This window comes from Streptomyces sp. NPDC002926, assembly GCF_053591755.1.
The window spans coordinates 24,460-41,134 of sequence record NZ_JBSFUK010000028.1; the positions used below are offsets into that span (position 1 = coordinate 24,460).

Below are 16,675 nucleotides of genomic sequence, written 5' to 3' on the forward strand. Positions count from 1 at the left end.
GTGAGCAGCAGGTGGCAGGGTCCGCGTCCGCGATGCGCCACCGCCGGGTACGGGACCGCTTCCTCTCCGTTCGGGAGCGTCGGACCAGCGTGATCTGATCTGATCCGACCGGTGCTGGTGGGCGGTGCCTGGTTGTGTACGTGTGGGTCAGGGGTGCGGACTGCTGCCCGCCGCCTCGTCACCGCTCCCGCCCCCGTACTCCGGACCGGGAGCGGCCGGGGCCTGCCCGCCCAGCGCCTGTTCGGTGTAAAGGTTCCAGATTCTGGCGGGGCGGCCGTCTCCTATGTGCCGCAGCCTGACCTGCTTTGTGGTCTTGGCGTCCTCGCCGAAGAGTGCGACGGCGGTGACGAGGTCGGGGGTGGCACCGATGAACCACTCGGCCTTCCTGTCGTCGGTCGGGCCCGAGGCCGCCGCGACGGTCTGCTCGGCCCTGCCCACCACCTCCGGTCCGACGCCGCCGCGCCCACCGTTGGCGCGGTCGCGGCGCGAGAAGGCCAGGTCGGAGGTGACCAGCTCCGCGGTCCCTGCGTCGATCGCCTGGCCGCCCACCGCACCCGGCAGCTCGGTGCGCGCCTCGCCGCGCTGCGCCGACTTCACGATCGACGGGGTTACCTTCTTGCCCTGGTGCTGGAAGGAGGCGTAGACACCGGCCATTTCCAGGGGACTGACGCCCATCAGACCCAGCTCCGTGGCGCGCGGTGCCGTGAAGCCGCCGGCGTCCGGGCCGATACCGAGGTCCGCGGCGGTCTGCCTGATCTGCTTGAGGTCGCTCTCACCCTGATTCTGCCTCTTGGCCTCCATCACCGCGGCGTAGGCGACCGGTTCGAAGGTGGCGCCTGCCTGGTAGTCGGAGCGGGTCGCGTTGCTCAGGTAGTGCTTCATGTAATCGCGGCCGCCGTAGAGCGCCACGATGTGGCCGGTACGCGGATCCACCGAAACCGCTCCGGTCTGCCTGTTCGGGTCGTGTGCCGGTGCGCCGGACGGTGCCTCCCGGTCGCTGTCTGTGTCGCTGTCACCAGAGCGGACCGCCTGTTCCAGGGCCCGCTGTTTGTCCGGTTCGATGTTGAGGGTGATCCGCCAGCCGCCGCCTGCCAGTTCCTGCTCGCTGATGCCCGAGGCCATCAGTTCCCGCCGGGCGGCGTCCACCAGGTAGCCGGCCTGCCCGGAGAGTCCCGCGCCGGGCTGGGGGGCCAGCGGCACGGGAAAGCGCATCCGCCGGCGTTCGTTCTTGTCGAGCCAGCCCTCGCCGACCATGTTGTCGAGCACATAGGCCCAGCGCTGCTGGACCAGCCGTTTGGCCTCGGGGGCGGCGATGGCCCAGTCGTACTGGCTGGGTGCCTGCAGCAGCGCGGCGAGGTAGGCGCCCTGCTCGACGGTGAGGTCTTCGACCTCCTTGCCGTAGTACGCGCGGGCGGCGGCCTGGATGCCGTAGGCGAGCCGGCCGTAGTAGCTGCTGTTCAGATATCCGGCGAGGATGTCGTCCTTGGAGTTGCTCCGGTCCACCTTCAGGGAGATGACCAGTTCCTTCAACTTGCGCGTGGCGGTCTGTTCCTGGCTGAGGTAATAGTTCTTGACGTACTGCTGGGTGATGGTCGAACCGCCCTGTGTCCCCTGTCCCGTCAGCGTGTTGACCATGCCACGGGCGGTGCCGGTCAGCGAGACGCCGGAGTCGCTGTAGAAGTCCTTGTTCTCGGCCGCGACGAACGCGTACCGCACGTCCTTCGGCACTCGGCCGAGCGGAACCGTCTCCCGGTTGATCTCCCCGGTCCGGGCGAGACGGCTGCCGTCGCTGTACAGGAAGACATTGCTCTGCGCCTTCGCCAGATCGTTGGCCCGCGGGATGTCGATGGCGTAGTAGAGAACGGTGAACGCGCCGGTCACCAGGGCGCACAGGACGATCACGCAGGCGAGTGCCTTCCGCCAGGTGACGAAGCGGCGAAAGCCCTTCCGCTTTTCCGGCCTTCGTCGAGGCCCGGACGTCCCGCGCTCCGACGTCCCGCGCCCGGACGTCCCCCGACGTAGCAGGCCGCCGCGTTTCCGGCCGCCGGTTTCCGCCGCTTCTCTCGGCGCGTCGTCCGTACCGGCCTCACGGGCCGTACCCGCCCAGCTCGCTGTCAGCTGATCCGCGGTCCGGTCGGGACTGTGCCTGATACGCATGGGCGCCATCCTCGGCGCCGAAGATCTTTGTCAACCGGAAGGAACACATCGGCTGGGACGCGGAGTTGTATCGGCTGTGTATCGGCCCCGGACCCGGCGCCGGTCATGTATCCGTCTCGGTCTCCGGCCGGCACTCGGTTTCCTCGCCGAGGTCGAGGCCGGGGCGGGGGAGGTGGAGTACGGCGACGGCGCCGCCGGCAGGTGCGTTGCTGAACGTGAGGACGGCGCCGATGACTTCGGCCTGGCCGAGTGCGATGGTCAGCCCCAGTCCGTGACCGGTTCCGCGGGCGCGCGCGCCGGTGCGGAAGCGCTGCGGCCCGTCTCTGAGCATGGTGTCCGGATAGCCGGGGCCGAGGTCCTCGACGGTGACTGTCCGGCCGTCCGCCGTGACCGTGACGGTGACCGGCGGACGTCCGTGCCGGTGCGCGTTGACGATCAGATTGGTGAGGATGCGCTCCAGCCGCCGCGCGTCGGTCCACACCTTCGCCGACCCGACCGCCGTCGACGTCCCCTCGGTGAGGAGGTGTACGGACAGGCCGGCCCGGGCGACGATCTCCTCGACGAGGGCTCCGACGGGGCAGGGGGAGAGATCCGCCTGTTCCGCTCCTGCGTCCAGCCGGGAGATCTCCAGCAGTTCCTCGACCAGCGCGGCCAGTACCCGTACACGGTCGCGTACATAGCCGGCCGCCTCGCCCTCGGGGAGCAGTTCGGCGGCGGTGACCAGGCCCATGAGCGGGGTGCGCAGTTCATGGGCGACGTCGGCGGTGAAACGCTGCTCACCGCGCAGCCGTTCCTGCAGAGCGGCGGCCATCGTGTCCACGGCGGCGGAGATCTCGGCGATCTCGTCACGCGGGCGGGTTGCGGCGCGGATTCTCGCATCGAGGTCCCCGGCCGCGATACGCCGGGCGGTGCCCGCGGCGGTGCGCAACCGGCGGCTCATCCTTCCGGCGGTCAGTACGCCGAGCGGCAGCACCACCGCGGTGGTGATCACGCTGGCCCAGGCGATGCTGGTATCAAGGGCGCTGATGTCCCGCATGGTGGTGCCCATGTCGACGCGTACGGACAGCACTCGGCCACCGGCCGGGCGGGCGGCCCACATGGCGGGCCCCTCCTGTGCCGTGGTGAACTCCGTTCCCCGGCGCCCCTTCGCGACCAGTCCCCGCAAGTCGCCGGGCAGGCCGGGCGCGTCGAGTGCGGCACCCGTGCCCTGCACCGCGCCGGTGCGGGCGTAGGTGACGGCCGCCCGGTCGAGGGTGGTACGGGCGCTGTCGCGGGCCTGCGAGAGTTCACGGTCGCGTGAGGCGTGATGGACCAGTACGCCGACGGCTGCGGTGACGGCGCAGATGGCCGCGGCGACCAGGGCGGCGATCCGCCATCGCAGTGCCATGTCAGCGCCGCAGTTTGTAGCCGAAGCCGCGGACCGTTTCGATCCGTTCGGCGCCGATCTTCGCCCGCAGGCGCTGTACATGGAGGTCGACCACGCGGGTGTCGCCGTGCCAGGCGTGATCCCACACCCGGCTGAGCAGCGTACGGCGCTCCAGGACAACACCGGGCGATGCCGCGAATTCGAGGAGCATCCGCAGCTCGGTCGGGGTCAGGGCGAGCGCCTGCCCCGCGCGCGACACCTCCATCCCGCGGGTGTCGATGGTCAGATCCCCGAAGACCAGCGTGCTCGTGCCGTCCGTACGCTCGTGGTCGGGGCCCGCGGGCGGGGTGAAGGAGGCGCGGCGCAGCAATGAGCGGATCCGCGCGACGAGAACAGCGCTCTCGCAGGGCTTGACGACATAGTCGTCGGCGCCCGCCTCCAGCCCTGACACGACGTCGAGTGTGTCACCGCGGGCGGACATCATCAGGATCGGTGCGAGGCTCAGTTCGCGGATTCTGCGGCACAGCCCGATCCCGTCGAGCTCGGGCAGCATCACATCGAGCAGCAGCAGGTCCGGGCGCCTTTCCCGGAACATCTCCAGGCCGGTGAGGCCGTCGCCCGCGGTGGAGACGGTGAAGCCGTAGCGCTCCAGCAGCATGCGCAGGGTGTTGCGGATCACCTCGTCGTCCTCCACGAGCAGCAGATGCGCCTCGGCCGCGGAGCCGGTCGGGACGAAGGAGGGTGTCGTCGGCGGTATCGGGGTCATCGGGGTGTCCTCGTCTGTGGGCTCGTGGTCTGCAGGCTCACGGACGCATCCGAACCCGAATCCGAACCCGAATCTGTGCCCGTGCCCGTGTTCGAACCAGTTCCCGTGGCTGGGGCCCGGCCCGTGGCCGTCCCCGCCGGGTCGCCCGCGCGGTCCTGCGGGACGCCCGCCGTCATCACCGCGCCGTTCCACCGGTATCGGGTGGTGAACCGGCCGTCGTCGCCGGTCGACGCGAGCACCAGGTCGTGGCCGAACGTTTCGCCGGTGAGCCCCAGCGGCCCCCAACTGATGAGCACCGGCCGCACCGTGCCGCCCAGGGTCCAGTAGACCTGAATCAGTGTCAGCCCGGCCGACTCCTCGTCCAGCGCCACCACCAACTCGTCCCGGCCGTCCCCGGTCAGGTCCCGGTAGACGGGGTTGCGCAGACCGCAGCGGGAGCCGGGGCAGTCCTTCATCGCGGCCCGTACCAACTGCGGCGCATTGGGGTCCTTCTCCAGCAGTTCCTTCACCGCCACCTTCCTGAGCCCGCCCGCGGGCACGGTGATGCCGTCGACGGCCAGGTACCGCTTGTACGGGGGGCCGGTCTCGCCTGCCGCGGGCGGGGACGGTGGGGCGTACTGCGGCCACAGCGGTTGCGCGCTGATGGGCGGCGAGAGGCTGGGCGCCACGCCTCCGTCCCGTGCGCCGGTCTCGGACGCGCAGCCGGCGACCCCGGACAGGGCCGCGCCGGCGACGAGGGCAGCGAGGAAGGGCCGCCTGTGGTGAAGGGGGCCGGTGTGGGGGAAGCGACGCATAGGCACAACAGCGTACCGGCGGTTGTACGAGGGGGTGGTGCGGGCTCGTCACCGCCGGGGGGAGCCGGCCGCGGTCCTGTGCCTCCGGCCGACGCGGTCCGGGTGTGCCGCCCGGTGGGGTCAGTCGATCAGCCGAAGTGCGGTGCCCGCGATGCCGAGACGGATCGTCTGGCCCCAGGTGAGCTCCAGCGCGTCGGTCTCGATCCCGTCGCCGAACGCGACCAGCCGGTCCGACTCGACCGTCAGCCGGAGCCGTTCCGCGGGTGCCAGTACCCCTTCCACGAGTGTGGTGCCGGTGGCGGGCGACGGCCAGGCCTCCCGTACGAACCAGATCAGTTGAGGGTCGGCGGGTCCGGGCAGCGGCAGATTGCTGCCGCGTTGCTGCCACACGGAGCGCAGCCAGCCGGTGGCGCCGGTGCCGGTGCCGACCAGGACTCCGGAAGAGGCCTGGGTTTCGGAGGTGGCCTCGGGTTCGGTGCGGCCGGCTTCCGCGCCGGTGCTCAGCCGGTAGCGGGCGGTCTGGTGCCCGGGCGGCCCGAGGTAGATCTCGTTGAGGGCGAGCAGCCGCTGGGTGTCGTCGGCGACCGCCTCCACCATGGTGAGTTCGTCGACGGCGCCTGTGCCGGACGCGGCCGCCGGGAGCAGTTTGACCGCGTCGGCCGCCCGGTGGCGTACCAGCACGCCCGGGTTGCGGCCGGGATCGGTATCGATCCCCACCACCGGCTGACCGGACAGATACTTGGCGGTGTTGGCCACCAGACCGTCCTGGCCCACCACGACCACCACGTCTTCGGGGCCGAAGAGGAAGCGGTCGAGGTCCGCGCGTTCCACCCGGGTGTGCCGCCACGCCAGCGGCACCGCCGCCGCCACATCGGCGAGCGCCCGCCGCGCACGGTGATGCCGCTCGGTCACCTCCTGGATGCTCCGGCCGCGCGAGGAGAGGAAGAAGTCGGCCTGGCCATGGGTGCCGTGCCGGGCGAGCAACTCCTCGTACTCGGTGGCACGGTGTACCAGCACCGCCCGTGGCGCGAGACTCATCTCCGCTCCCCGTCGGCCCGGCCGAGCTTGGCCAGCAGGCCGGTGAGGACATCGGGGGAGAGGGTGAGGCTGTCGATGCGCGGCAGGTTCTCGGCGACGCGGGTCGCGGCCAGCGCGTGCAGAGTGGCGGCGTCCACCTCGCCGTGCACCCGTAGCCAGGCGGCCTGTGCCTGAGCCCGCGCCTGCCCGACCTCGCGTGCCGCCTCGGCCTCGGCCTTGGCCAGCCGTACCGTGCGCGCGGCCTCAGCCTCGGCCCGTACGGCGTCTGCCGCGGCGTTCTCCTCGGCCTCGCGGCGGGCGTTGGTGCCGTGCTGCTCGACCAACTGCTCCTCACGGCGGGCCAGTTCGATCCGGCTCGCCAGTTCGTTCTCGGCGATCGCGCGTTCGCGCTCCACGGCGACGGCTCTGCGCTCGTACGTCGCCCGGTCCGACTCCTGCTGGATCTGTTCGCGCGCGGGGGTGCGCAGCGCCCGCGCCACCTCCGGTTCGGGACGGAGGGCGACCACACGTACGGCAACAACGGTGATGCCGGTGGCGGGCAGCCGGGGCTCCGCGGCCAGACCGTCGGTGATCCGCTCGAGGACCGCCGCGACGCCGTCGACAAGGGCTGCCGCCAGCGGCGTACGCGCCAGGACGTCCAGTGCGTGCTGTTGCGCGGTCTCGGTGAGCAGGGTGGACAGCTGCTCCAGTGGGGCGCCGCGCCAGACGCCGGTGTCCGGGTCGATCGAGAAGTCCAGCCGGGCGGCGGCGGTGGCCGGTTCGCTGATCCGGTAGGTCACCGTCGCCTGCACGGTGACGTCCTGGAAGTCGGAGGTGCGGGCGTGGAACGCCATGGCCAGTTCCCGGTCGTCGACCGGGATTTCGGAGAGCGCGGCGGTCAGCGCACGGAACCAGAAGCTCAGCCCCGGCCCGTCGTGTACGAGCCGCCCGCGCCGGAAGTGGCGTACATGGGAGGTGGGTGCGGTACGGAGATGGCGCCATCCCAGGCGCCTGATGATGTCGGCCATGAAAGCCTCCCTCTTTTTCGTCAGTCAGACGATATGAGGACAGGGCCGTTATCGTCAAGGCGACGAAATGGACGGGTGTCCGGGACGGCCCGGGGGCGGCGCGCATCCGCGAACCGCCCCCGAGCCTCCCCCTCGTGCGGGACCGTCAGCTCACCGTCACAGCATCCGCGGCCTCGCTCAGCACCTGCCGGCCGTCCTGGCCGGTCAGCACCAAGCGGGGCAGGAAGGGGCCTTCCCGGTCGAACGCATGGGAGACGGTTGCCTCACTGGTCTCCTGTTGTGTGCCGTCACCGAAGTACCAGCGATAGCTGTATCCGGCCGGAGGTTCCTTCCCGTCGATGGTCGCGCTCAGGCGGACCGGGCTCCCGGTGTGAGCGTTCTTCGGCGCGTCCAGCAGAGCGTGCGGGCCGCCGGCCGGGAGGTGGAACCACTGGCGCAGAAGCGGGTTGAGGAGGAACGCGTCGGCGTACTGACGGGCGCCGTCGACGTCCGGGTGGGCGACGGCCGCGGTCAGACACTGCGCCGGAGTCTGGCTGAGCTCCGGGCAGGCCCGCATGCGCAGCGGGAACGCGGGGTCGGAGGACGGAGTGCCCCAGACCTTGGAGTGCGGGGCGAGCACGGCATTGTCCCGGGAGAACAGGCCGTCCGCGGCCACCGCGTACGGGCCGTCGGAGGAGGCGGCGTTCGCCGCCGCGGCCGCCTGACGGTACGCGTCATTGGCCAGTTGGGTGTACTGCTCATAGCGTCCGGCCACGCCGCCGAGTGCGCTCGTGCAGGCGGTGAGGCGGGCTCCGGCAACTCCCGGTGTCGTACAGGTCTTCACCGGGACCGGCGAACTGCTGCGGCTGAGCGCGTAGTAGAAGTCGGCCACGAGCACCTTGGGCCGGCCGGGCAGCGAATGCGCCTTCTCGATCGCCGCCTGCATTCCGCGGCCGCCGTAGCCGACCTTGGCGCCACTGAAGTACGGCACGTCCTTGGCCGGATTCTCGGCTGCCGCGCCGATGCCCGAGCACTCGCGCCGCACGGCCTCGGGCAGCTTCCTCGAGCCGGGCGTGATGCCGACGCCGATGCCGAGGAACGGGTCGAGGTCGTTGATGCACCCGTTGACGACGACCAGATCGAGCCCGTATCCGCCCGCCCGTGCCTGCGCGCCCGCCTGCTCCAACTGGCAGAACACATCCGGCATTTGCTGAGTGACCTCGCCGAACTCCATTTCCCCGTCGCCGTCCGGGTCCTGCTTCTCCTGCATCCGCAGGCAGGCGGCGTCGTCATTGCCCGCGGGCAGCTCGGGTGCGTCGAGGACCGCGCCGGATATCGAGTAGTCCATGTGCTGATGGCCCCGGCCGGTCTCACGGCCGAGCAGCTCGCCCGTCAGATAGGGGAACTTCTGGTCGTGGTCCAGACCCTGCCCCCACACGACGGAGTCGCCGACGGATGCCACGCGCACCGGGTCGCAGCCCCGCCTGACGGTGTCCCGCCAGACCTTTCCGTACGGGCCCGGCTCCCGCCCGGCCGACGAGGGGAGCACGCGCGCGTCGAACTGCAGCGCCGTGCTCGCCGCCCCCACCCGGTCGAACGGGATGGTGAACTCGGCCACGGACACCTTCGCGTCCATGACGGTCTGTCCGCCGGCCAGTTGCTCCTCCCCGGCCCGTACCCGCCACTCCAGGGTGGCGCCGGCCTTCGCCGCGGCGGGGTCGTACATCTGCACCCGGCCACGGACCGGTCCGCTGCACACCGGATTCGGCGTCAGATCCACGTCGAGGACAAGGGGGTACGCGGATCCCGGCAAGGCGGCTGTCTGCGCCACGGCGGGGTGCCCGCCGAGCAGCTGACTGAGCAGCACCGCCGCCGCGGCCGCCGCGGCAGCGGAGCGGGTCGTCCCCGGCCCGCGCGGAGCGGATCCCCTGCCGCTGCCCCCACGCCTTCGCGCCACTCGCCGCAACCACGTATCTCTCACGCCAACGCCCCTGTTTCCGCTGCTTGTTCGGTCCGTGCGGAGTCGGCCGACCCCCGCATCAGAAGGGATCATGGCAGGCGGGAACGGGCGTGAGACGCGCACAGGTGAGCATGCGCAGTGAGACTGGTCACTTACCCACCGTTACCTCGTGCCGACTTGGGCGCGTGGTGTGGTTGCGCGGGTCGGCGTGTGTAGGTCTTCAGGTGGTTGAGGACTGTGCCGACATGAGCGCGGGTGCGCGGCGGTACGCCGGCGCGGCGCGCACGTCCGAGCCGGCCGGGATGGCTCCTGCCGCGGCGGTGGCCGGAATTCGAGGCTTCGGTCGCGCCGGGTCGAGTTCGGTTCGAATTCAGCGGGTGAAGCGCCGCACATAGCGTCGCTGCCACGGGGTTTCGACGGCGCGGGCGTCGTAGTGCCTGCGCACGAAGTCCACCGCCCGGTCCGCCGGCACTCCGTCGAGGACGGCAAGGCAGGCCAGAGCTGTTCCGGTCCGGCCACGGCCTCCGCCGCAGGCGATCTCGACCCGTTCGACAGCGGCACGGTCCCATGCCTCGCCGAGGGCGGCCCGAGCATCCGCATGGCTGCCGGGCAGCCAGAAATCGGGCCAGCGCAGCCACCGGGTTTCCCACGGGACCTCGGGAGGCCGCTTGCCCAGCAAGTACACCCCGTACGCGGGCGCCGGCCCGTCCGGAAGAGGGCGCCGAAGGCCCCGGCCCCGGACCAGGCGGCCGGAAGGAAGCGGTAGGACGCCGACGTCGGAGGGGTTCCAGAGCTCGGTCACGCACCCACCCTGTTCGCTGTCGTGACGGACCGGACCCGTGACCCGAGTGGCCCAGTCAGTCTGAATCGAATTGGCCCGCTTGCCGGGCCATTTGGGTCTCTAGGGTAAGGGGTGGCGCGACCGGCAGGTCGGCCTTTACCCGAGGAGCCCGATGTCTCTACGGATCGTGCCGCCGAGCGGGTCCCCGCGAATTCTCGCCGTCGCCCAATTGGTCAACTCTCTGGGCGACGGCGCGTCAGAAGGGCCCGTCGGCGTGGGTCTCCGGCGCTTCGGTGCGGCCCTGGAGGTGGGCGGCGCGGTCACGGATCTGCGGAAGGCGCGTGTAGAGCCCGGCTCCCGGGCACCGTGTCCAGTCGCCGTCGCGGTGGCCGGAGATCGTGTGGAAGACGGCCCGTTCTCCCTCCGGGTACTTGCTTCCGTCGTTGGTGGAGACCAGGACCGTGGTGCCGCGTGGGTCGACGCCGTACAGACCGAGCTTCCAGGCGGCGAGTCGGGCTATCGCCTCCAGCATGGGAGCGGGCATGGTCGAGCCGGAGCCGTAGCTGCCGATCGCCGCTATGCCGACGGTGCCGACGTTGAAGCCCAGGGTGTGCGCGCCGACGACAGGATTGGCGATGCCACCGGAGCGTCCCTCGTAGATGGTGCCGGTCCGGTCGACGAAGAAGTTGTAGCCGACGTCGTCCCAGCCCCGGCGCTCCATGTGGTCGTCGGAGAGGAAACGGATGAGATTGGGGACCTCTCGACGGGAGTAGTCGTTTCCGCTGTTGGTGTGATGAATGAAGACCGCTTTGACCGTGGTCGCGGACAGTTCCGGCTTCTGGTGAGCCATCGGGTGGGTCTGCCAGACACTGCGCGGTACGACGGCCGGCTGCGCGCCGGCCCACTGGGTGACGGGCTCGGGCCGCGGGTGCGGGCGGGGGCGTGCGCGAGCCGCCGTCGGTGGCCTGCCACTGCTCCCGGCGGCGAGTGCGGCACCGATCACGCCTGCCGCGGTTGCCCTGCCCATGCCGCGGAGCAGCATGCGCCGGTCGATGGTCATGAGCCTGAGCGTACGACGGCACTCCCGGGTGCGCCTCCGCTGCGCGCGGCGTCGCGAGGTGTACGGTCCCGCGACGTCTTCTCGCACATCATGGCCGGTCACGAAGGCGGCGGGGTCGGCTGCACCGTCCGGCAGCGCAGCAGCACGATGCCCGGTCCCGTCGCGGCGATGTCTCCGCCCGGACCGGGCTTCAGCGACTGAACCTCGTCCCTGAGCACACCCCGCGGCACCGTGGTGCGCGTCCATTGGGGGGGCCCGGGTGTCGCCACGCGGCGACGCGAGCTGTGGACATCGGAGCCGGTACGGGGTCGGAGACCGTACGAGCGGGTCTTCGGCTCCGCACCGAGCCGGAGAAGGCGGCCGCGGAGATCGCGCGGGTGCGGCGGAGGCTCAGACGCACCGGTACCTGAAGTGTGTGGTGACCGTGTGCCGGGACGGCGAGATGATCCGCAGTTCCGCACTGGCCCGGTACTCGCCCCGGCCACGGAACGTCCACAACAGATGCAGACGTGCCTGCTTCTGGCCGCGTGTCATCTTCTCCCGCAGCAGGCCCGATTCGGTGCCGTCGCTGCGCACCCAGCGATACGTCACCGTGCCGGGCCGTCCGTTGGTCCCCAGCACGCCCACAACGTCGGCCGTGCCCTCGCAGCCGGGCCCTTCCGCGGCGGTCTGCACCGTCACGTCCCGCACGGACAGGCCGGGGCCGTACCGCTGCCAGGCGAGGAAAGCCAGCACCGCCAGCAGCACCACGGCGGCCAGGGCGTACCGCCGGAGTCCGCCGCGGCGGCGTTCACGGGGCTCCGGCCGGGCGGGCTCTCCGGGCAGTGTCCCGTGCCAGAGTGCGGCGGTCGTGTTGTCACGATTCCGGTTCTGGACGACCGCGGTCACTCCCGGGCCGAAGCGGAGCACCTCGCCGTCGACACGGTCGGGTGCCACGCTCGTGGGCTCCCCGCCCTGGATCAGGGTGGCCTTCTCCGGCGCCGCCGGCGTGGTCGGCGCGGCCTCGGGGTCCGGCCGTTCGAACCAGTGGCTGCCCAGCGCGGTCGCGCTGTAGCCGTCGCTTTCGCCGACTCCGTCGTGACCTGAGCGCGCAGGTGCGACGTCACCGGGGTGACCCGGCGCGCGGTCATGGGGGATACGTGGGTCCTTCATTGGATGCTGCACCGCCGGGTCAGGATCTGCTGCGTGGAACTGCCGTTCGAGGCGGTCGGGTTCGTCGTCGCCCGTACGCCCCAGTAACAGCTTCGCCCTCGGAATGTGTGGTCCAGCGTGATCGTGTATTGCGTCGCGCCGCTTCGCTCGAAGGTCTGCGAGCCGTCCTGCGTGCCCAGTTCACCCTTCGCGTCGCCGGCGAACCAGGCGATGACGATGGTCACGGGACCGGTCCCGTCCGTGACGACGTCGATGGACGCGGCGGCACCCGTCGTACTCGTCTGGCGCAGGCTCGAGACGGAGACGGACCTGACCTTCACCGGGGCGGTGGTGGGAGGGGAAGTGCTGGGGTCGGCGGACGGCGCGGACGACGACGGCGAAGGGGAGGCCGGGGTCGAAGACATCACGGGTGAGGGCGTGGCGGGTCCGGCGGTCGCGCTGCCGGAAGGAGAAGGGGAGCTGCCGGCGGAGGCGGAGGCACTGCCCGTCGCCGACGGGCTCGCCGAGCCGGACGGGCCGACGGGCGAAGTGGCGGCCGTGCCCGGTACCGCGCTGGTGGTGGCGACGGACTGAGCCGTCTGCTGCCGCGGGTCGTCCCCTGTCGCCTTCGCGGCAACGGCGACCAGCACGGCCACAACGAGCGCGGCGATGCCTGTCAGCACCCCGCGCAGGCCCGGCTTCCAGCTGCCCCAGCCGCCGCCGAGCGCGGTCGTGGCCAGCTCGGTGGTCCCCGCGGCCTGGCCCGCGGCCGAGGGGAAGAGGAGCGGCAACAGCGCGGCAAGCGCGGCGAGTTTCCGCTGGCCCCGTTCCTCCCAGTCCGGGCCGTAGGCGGCCCCGGCGATCTCCTCGAGCTCCGCCACGAACGCCGCCGCGTTCGCGGGCCGCTCTTCCGGCTCCTTCGCCATTCCGCGCCTGATCAGCGGGCGCACCGGCTCCGGAGCCTCCTCCTCGGGGACCGGTGCGCTGATGTGCTGGAGTGCCAGCTCGGCGAAGTTCTCGCCGGAGAACGGCTTGCGGCCGGTCAGGCACTCGTAGAACGTCGCGGTCGCGGCGTAGACGTCGGCCGCCGGTGAGGCGGGCTCCCCGTTCCACTGTTCCGGAGCCATATAGGCGGGAGTGCCGGCCACTCCCGGCGTGGTGCCGCGTCCCGCGGCGATGCCGAAGTCGACCAGCTTGGACGAGCCGTCCGCCGCGACCAGGACGTTCTCCGGTTTGTAGTCGCGGTGCACCACACCCGCCCGGTGCGCGGCCGCCAGTCCCAGCAGCGAGCCCTTGAGTACCACGAGCGCCGCTTCGGGGCCTGTAGCGCCTTCGCGCTGCAGTAGCGCGCGCAGGGCGATGCCGTCGACGAGCTCCATCACGATGGCGGCGCCCTGCGGCGCTTCGACGTATTCGTACAGCCCCACCACATAGGGCGAATCGAGGCCGCCGAGCAGACGTGCCTCCGCCCGGAACACCTGAACGAAGCCGGAATCCGTCCGCAGCCGCTCGCTGAGGTACTTGACGGCGACCGGCATGCCGGTCGCGTCATGGACGGCCAGGACGACGCGCCCGCTGCCGCCGGAGCCCAACTCCCGGGACTCGGTGTACCCGGGTACCGACCACGCGTTCATCCTGCCCCCCTCGGCACCGCGGTTACCGGCGGTCGAATGCGCCGCCACGGAGTTGTGCGCGACCGCCGCACGCTAGCCCACCTGCTGTCCTCATGGGGGACACAATTCCGTCACGAGTGGTTCCCGCCGAGGAGTCGGCCTCCTGTGACGAGGGTGCTTGTCAGGCAGTCCGGAAGCGGCGGTACGGGTACGCATGAGCAGCCCGGGGGCCCGGCCGGACCCTGACGGTGGGGCCGCCCGAACGCGCGGGCCCTGCGCGGAATCCGGCCAACCCTGGCCCGGCGGCGGTTCGTTGGCATGGACCTGATCATTGTGTTTCGGTTACGCTCCGGCCGGGCGCGCGGTGAGAGCGCTCTCGTGTGCTTGCTGTTCCATCCCCCACGAAGCTGGAACAACCGAAGGGTCAAAGCCTTGAGACGCACGACAGGTATACGCACCGGCATGTCCGCGCTTCTCCTTCTGGGCGCCTGGGCAGCCGCAGGGCTCGCTCCGGCCGCTGCCCAGGCTCCCACCCCGGTCCCCGAACCGCAGGCCTCCGCCGGTCTGCTCGCCGCCATGCAGCGGGACCTGGGCCTGACGAAGAGTCAGGCGGAGGCCCGCCTGACGGCGGAGAAAACGGCGACCGCCGTCGAAGGAAAGGCGCGCCGCGCCGCGGGAGCGTCGTTCGGCGGCTCCTGGTTCGACGCGGGCAGCGGAAAGCTGACCGTCGCCGTCACCAACGGGAAGCAAGCCGACGCCGTACGCGCGACGGGTGCCTCGGTCCGGCTGGTGACGCACAGCGCGCAGCAGCTCGACTCGGCCAAGAAGAAGATCGACAAGCTGTCCGCCCCAGCCGGCGTCAGCAGCTGGCACGTCGACCCCCGAGCCAACCGGATCGTCGTGAACGTCATCGTGTCCGAGCGGCGTGACAACGATGTCGAGGACTTCGTCGCCCGAGCCCGCCGAGCTGGCCCGGTCCAGGTCGAGGAGGCGACCGAGGCACCCGAGACCTACGCGGCCGGGACCGTGGGCGGCGACCCGTACTACACCGGCAATGTCCGGTGCTCGATCGGCTTCTCCGTGTACGGCGGCTTCGTCACGGCCGGGCACTGCGGTCGGCCGGGAGCGGCGGTCCGCGGCTGGGACGGTTCCGCCATCGGCGCGTTCCAGGGCTCGTCCTTCCCCGACAACGACTACGCCTGGGTCAGTGTCGGCAACGGCTGGTGGACCGTCCCCGTGGTCCTCGGCTGGGGCACCGTCTCCGACCAGTTGGTCCGCGGCTCGGCCGAAGCCCCCGTCGGCGCCTCGATATGCCGCTCCGGTTCCACGTCGCACTGGCACTGCGGCAATGTCCTGGCCAAGAACGAGACCGTCAACTACAGCCAGGGCGCGGTCCATCAGATGACGAAGACGAGCGTCTGCGCCGAGCCAGGAGACTCGGGCGGATCCTTCATCAGCGGCGACCAGGCCCAGGGGGTGACCTCCGGTGGCTGGGGCAACTGCAGCGGCGGAGGCGAGACCTGGTACCAGCCGATCAACGAAATCCTCGGCCGGTACGGCCTGACGCTGCACACCGCCTGACAAGCCGCCCCCCACGGGCCGGGCCCGCCGCGATACGGAATGGCCCTGAACCGGCCCTCCGCCGCGGCGGGCTCTGCCGGGCGGGGAGGTTCGACACGCGGTGGCTGGTGCTCGGTGGTATCAGCGGTAGTCGGGAGCGCTATCAGCGGTAGTCGGGATTGGGGAAGTCGTCGCGGCAGCCCGCGTCCCATTCGGAGCGCTGGTTGCCGTGGGCCGGGATGCCGCCCGCCTGCTTGAGCAGCGCGCCGAGGTGCATGAGGTTCCAGGTCATGAAGGTCGTGTTGCGGTTGGTGAAGTCGTTCTGCGGGCCGCCCGAGCCCGGGTCCAGGTAGGAGGGGCCGGGGCCGGCTTCGCCGATCCAGCCGGCGTCGGCTTGCGGCGGGATGGTGTAGCCGAGGTGCTGGAGGCTGTAGAGGATGTTCATGGCGCAGTGTTTGACGCCGTCCTCGTTGCCGGTGATGAGGCAGCCGCCGACGCGTCCGTAGTACGCGTACTGGCCGCGGTCGTTGAGGATGCTGGAGCAGGCGTAGAGGCGCTCGATGACCTGCTTCATCACGGAGCTGTTGTCGCCGAGCCAGATCGGTCCGCAGAGGGTGAGGATGTCGGCGGCCATGACCTTTTCGTGCAGCTGAGGCCAGGCATCGCTCTCCCAGCCGTGCTCGGTCATATCGGGCCAGACGCCGGTCGCGATGTCGTGGTCGACGGCGCGGATCACCTCGGTCGTGACGCCGGCCTTCTCCATGACCGTGCGGCTCTTGTCGATCAGGCCCTCGGTGTTGCTGGTCTCGGGGGAGCGCTTGAGCGTGCAGTTGATGAACAGGGCGCGCAGCTGGTCGTAGCGGTCCGTCGTCGCGGGCATCGGCCGTCTCCTCGTGGCGGTGGGAGTGCGCCACCAGCCTGCCGCCGCCGTGCACGGCGGTCCACATCGGTGGCCCGAATGCATGAGATGCCTCCGCCGTACGCCTTTGCCGGGACTCATCGACAGCGACCTCCGTGCGCTGAGAGCGCTGAGAGCGCTCTTGCGCAAGCGGCGGCCCGGAGACCGACCGTCACCCCCTTGTCGCTGTCAAGGTGCGAGCGGTAGCGCCGGTGCGAGACTGGGGTCATGGCTAGCAAGGCAGTCCTCGAGGGTGGTCCGGATGATCTGCCGGAACGGATCGTCCCGATCACCCCGCCCGGACAAGAGCTGAAGATTCCGCACCGCGGCGGGTACGAGCACTTCAAGGTCACGTCGCGGCATCTGGACAGCCCGGAGGGACGGTTGCCTGTCTACGAATGGTGGGAACGGACGGAGATCGCCGAGTAGGACCTGATGAGCAGGGCTCGGTGCGGGCGGGCCCCGCGCCGGGCCGGGGGATGGGGCCGTGTCCCGCGCCGGAGCTCCTCGTTCTCGCAGGTCAACGCCGGTCCCGTACATCTCGATGATGATCGGCTTCGGTCCC

At 71.0% G+C, this 16,675-nt stretch carries 14 protein-coding genes; 2 read left to right on the forward strand and 12 right to left on the reverse strand.

The window, feature by feature from the left end; genetic code table 11:
- Positions 1 to 147: 147 nt before the first annotated feature.
- The 11 genes from ACWDZ6_RS28055 to ACWDZ6_RS28105 all read right to left on the reverse strand — a co-directional run bounded on the left by ACWDZ6_RS28055 (position 148) and on the right by ACWDZ6_RS28105 (position 13,673).
- The gene (locus ACWDZ6_RS28055; protein ID WP_451505050.1) at positions 148 to 2,157 is read right to left on the reverse strand and encodes a transglycosylase domain-containing protein; all 2,010 of its coding nucleotides are present in this window, start codon (positions 2,155 to 2,157) and stop codon (positions 148 to 150) included.
- A gap of 103 nt (positions 2,158 to 2,260) precedes the next feature.
- Entirely contained in the window at positions 2,261 to 3,544 is a 1,284-nt protein-coding gene (locus ACWDZ6_RS28060) for a sensor histidine kinase (protein WP_451505051.1), read from the reverse strand.
- Position 3,545: 1 nt separating this feature from the next.
- Positions 3,546 to 4,289 (reverse strand): two-component system response regulator CseB, encoded by a 744-nt coding sequence (gene cseB, locus ACWDZ6_RS28065; protein ID WP_366729859.1) that lies wholly within the window; start codon positions 4,287 to 4,289, stop codon positions 3,546 to 3,548.
- Positions 4,286 to 5,083: a hypothetical protein gene (locus ACWDZ6_RS28070; protein ID WP_451505052.1), complete on the reverse strand. Its 798-nt coding sequence runs from the start codon at positions 5,081 to 5,083 to the stop codon at positions 4,286 to 4,288. The genes cseB and ACWDZ6_RS28070 overlap by 4 nt, the downstream gene beginning before the upstream one ends.
- Positions 5,084 to 5,203: 120 nt before the next feature.
- Positions 5,204 to 6,121, reverse strand: coding sequence for a hypothetical protein (locus tag ACWDZ6_RS28075; protein WP_451505053.1), 918 nt, complete (start codon positions 6,119 to 6,121; stop codon positions 5,204 to 5,206).
- Positions 6,118 to 7,128 carry an SPFH domain-containing protein gene (locus ACWDZ6_RS28080; RefSeq protein WP_451505054.1) on the reverse strand — a complete coding sequence of 337 codons (1,011 nt, stop codon included), beginning with the start codon at positions 7,126 to 7,128 and terminating at the stop codon, positions 6,118 to 6,120. The genes ACWDZ6_RS28075 and ACWDZ6_RS28080 overlap by 4 nt, the downstream gene beginning before the upstream one ends.
- Before the next feature lie 145 nt (positions 7,129 to 7,273).
- A complete protein-coding gene (locus ACWDZ6_RS28085; protein ID WP_451505055.1) occupies positions 7,274 to 9,064 on the reverse strand; it encodes a PKD domain-containing protein in 1,791 nt (596 codons plus the stop codon).
- 373 nt (positions 9,065 to 9,437) lie between these two features.
- On the reverse strand, positions 9,438 to 9,869 hold the full coding sequence (locus ACWDZ6_RS28090; protein WP_451505056.1) for a phosphatase domain-containing protein: 432 nt from the start codon (positions 9,867 to 9,869) through the stop codon (positions 9,438 to 9,440).
- Positions 9,870 to 10,104: 235 nt separating this feature from the next.
- Positions 10,105 to 10,908 carry a peptidoglycan recognition protein family protein gene (locus ACWDZ6_RS28095; RefSeq protein WP_451505057.1) on the reverse strand — a complete coding sequence of 268 codons (804 nt, stop codon included), beginning with the start codon at positions 10,906 to 10,908 and terminating at the stop codon, positions 10,105 to 10,107.
- Between the two features lie 390 nt (positions 10,909 to 11,298).
- On the reverse strand, positions 11,299 to 12,060 hold the full coding sequence (locus ACWDZ6_RS28100; protein ID WP_451505058.1) for a hypothetical protein: 762 nt from the start codon (positions 12,058 to 12,060) through the stop codon (positions 11,299 to 11,301).
- Complete coding sequence (locus ACWDZ6_RS28105) at positions 12,057 to 13,673, reverse strand: serine/threonine-protein kinase (protein WP_451505059.1); 1,617 nt, start codon at positions 13,671 to 13,673, stop codon at positions 12,057 to 12,059. The genes ACWDZ6_RS28100 and ACWDZ6_RS28105 overlap by 4 nt, the downstream gene beginning before the upstream one ends.
- 441 nt (positions 13,674 to 14,114) lie before the next feature.
- Between ACWDZ6_RS28105 and ACWDZ6_RS28110 the strand changes: the two genes are divergently transcribed.
- Complete coding sequence (locus tag ACWDZ6_RS28110; protein ID WP_451505060.1) at positions 14,115 to 15,233, forward strand: S1 family peptidase; 1,119 nt, start codon at positions 14,115 to 14,117, stop codon at positions 15,231 to 15,233.
- A 142-nt stretch (positions 15,234 to 15,375) separates the two neighbouring features.
- Here the strand turns inward: ACWDZ6_RS28110 and ACWDZ6_RS28115 are convergent, their stop codons facing one another.
- On the reverse strand, positions 15,376 to 16,092 hold the full coding sequence (locus tag ACWDZ6_RS28115; RefSeq protein ID WP_326654377.1) for a flavodoxin family protein: 717 nt from the start codon (positions 16,090 to 16,092) through the stop codon (positions 15,376 to 15,378).
- A 246-nt stretch (positions 16,093 to 16,338) separates the two neighbouring features.
- Between ACWDZ6_RS28115 and ACWDZ6_RS28120 the strand changes: the two genes are divergently transcribed.
- Positions 16,339 to 16,539 (forward strand): DUF5988 family protein, encoded by a 201-nt coding sequence (locus tag ACWDZ6_RS28120; RefSeq protein WP_451505061.1) that lies wholly within the window; start codon positions 16,339 to 16,341, stop codon positions 16,537 to 16,539.
- Positions 16,540 to 16,675: the final 136 nt, after the last annotated feature.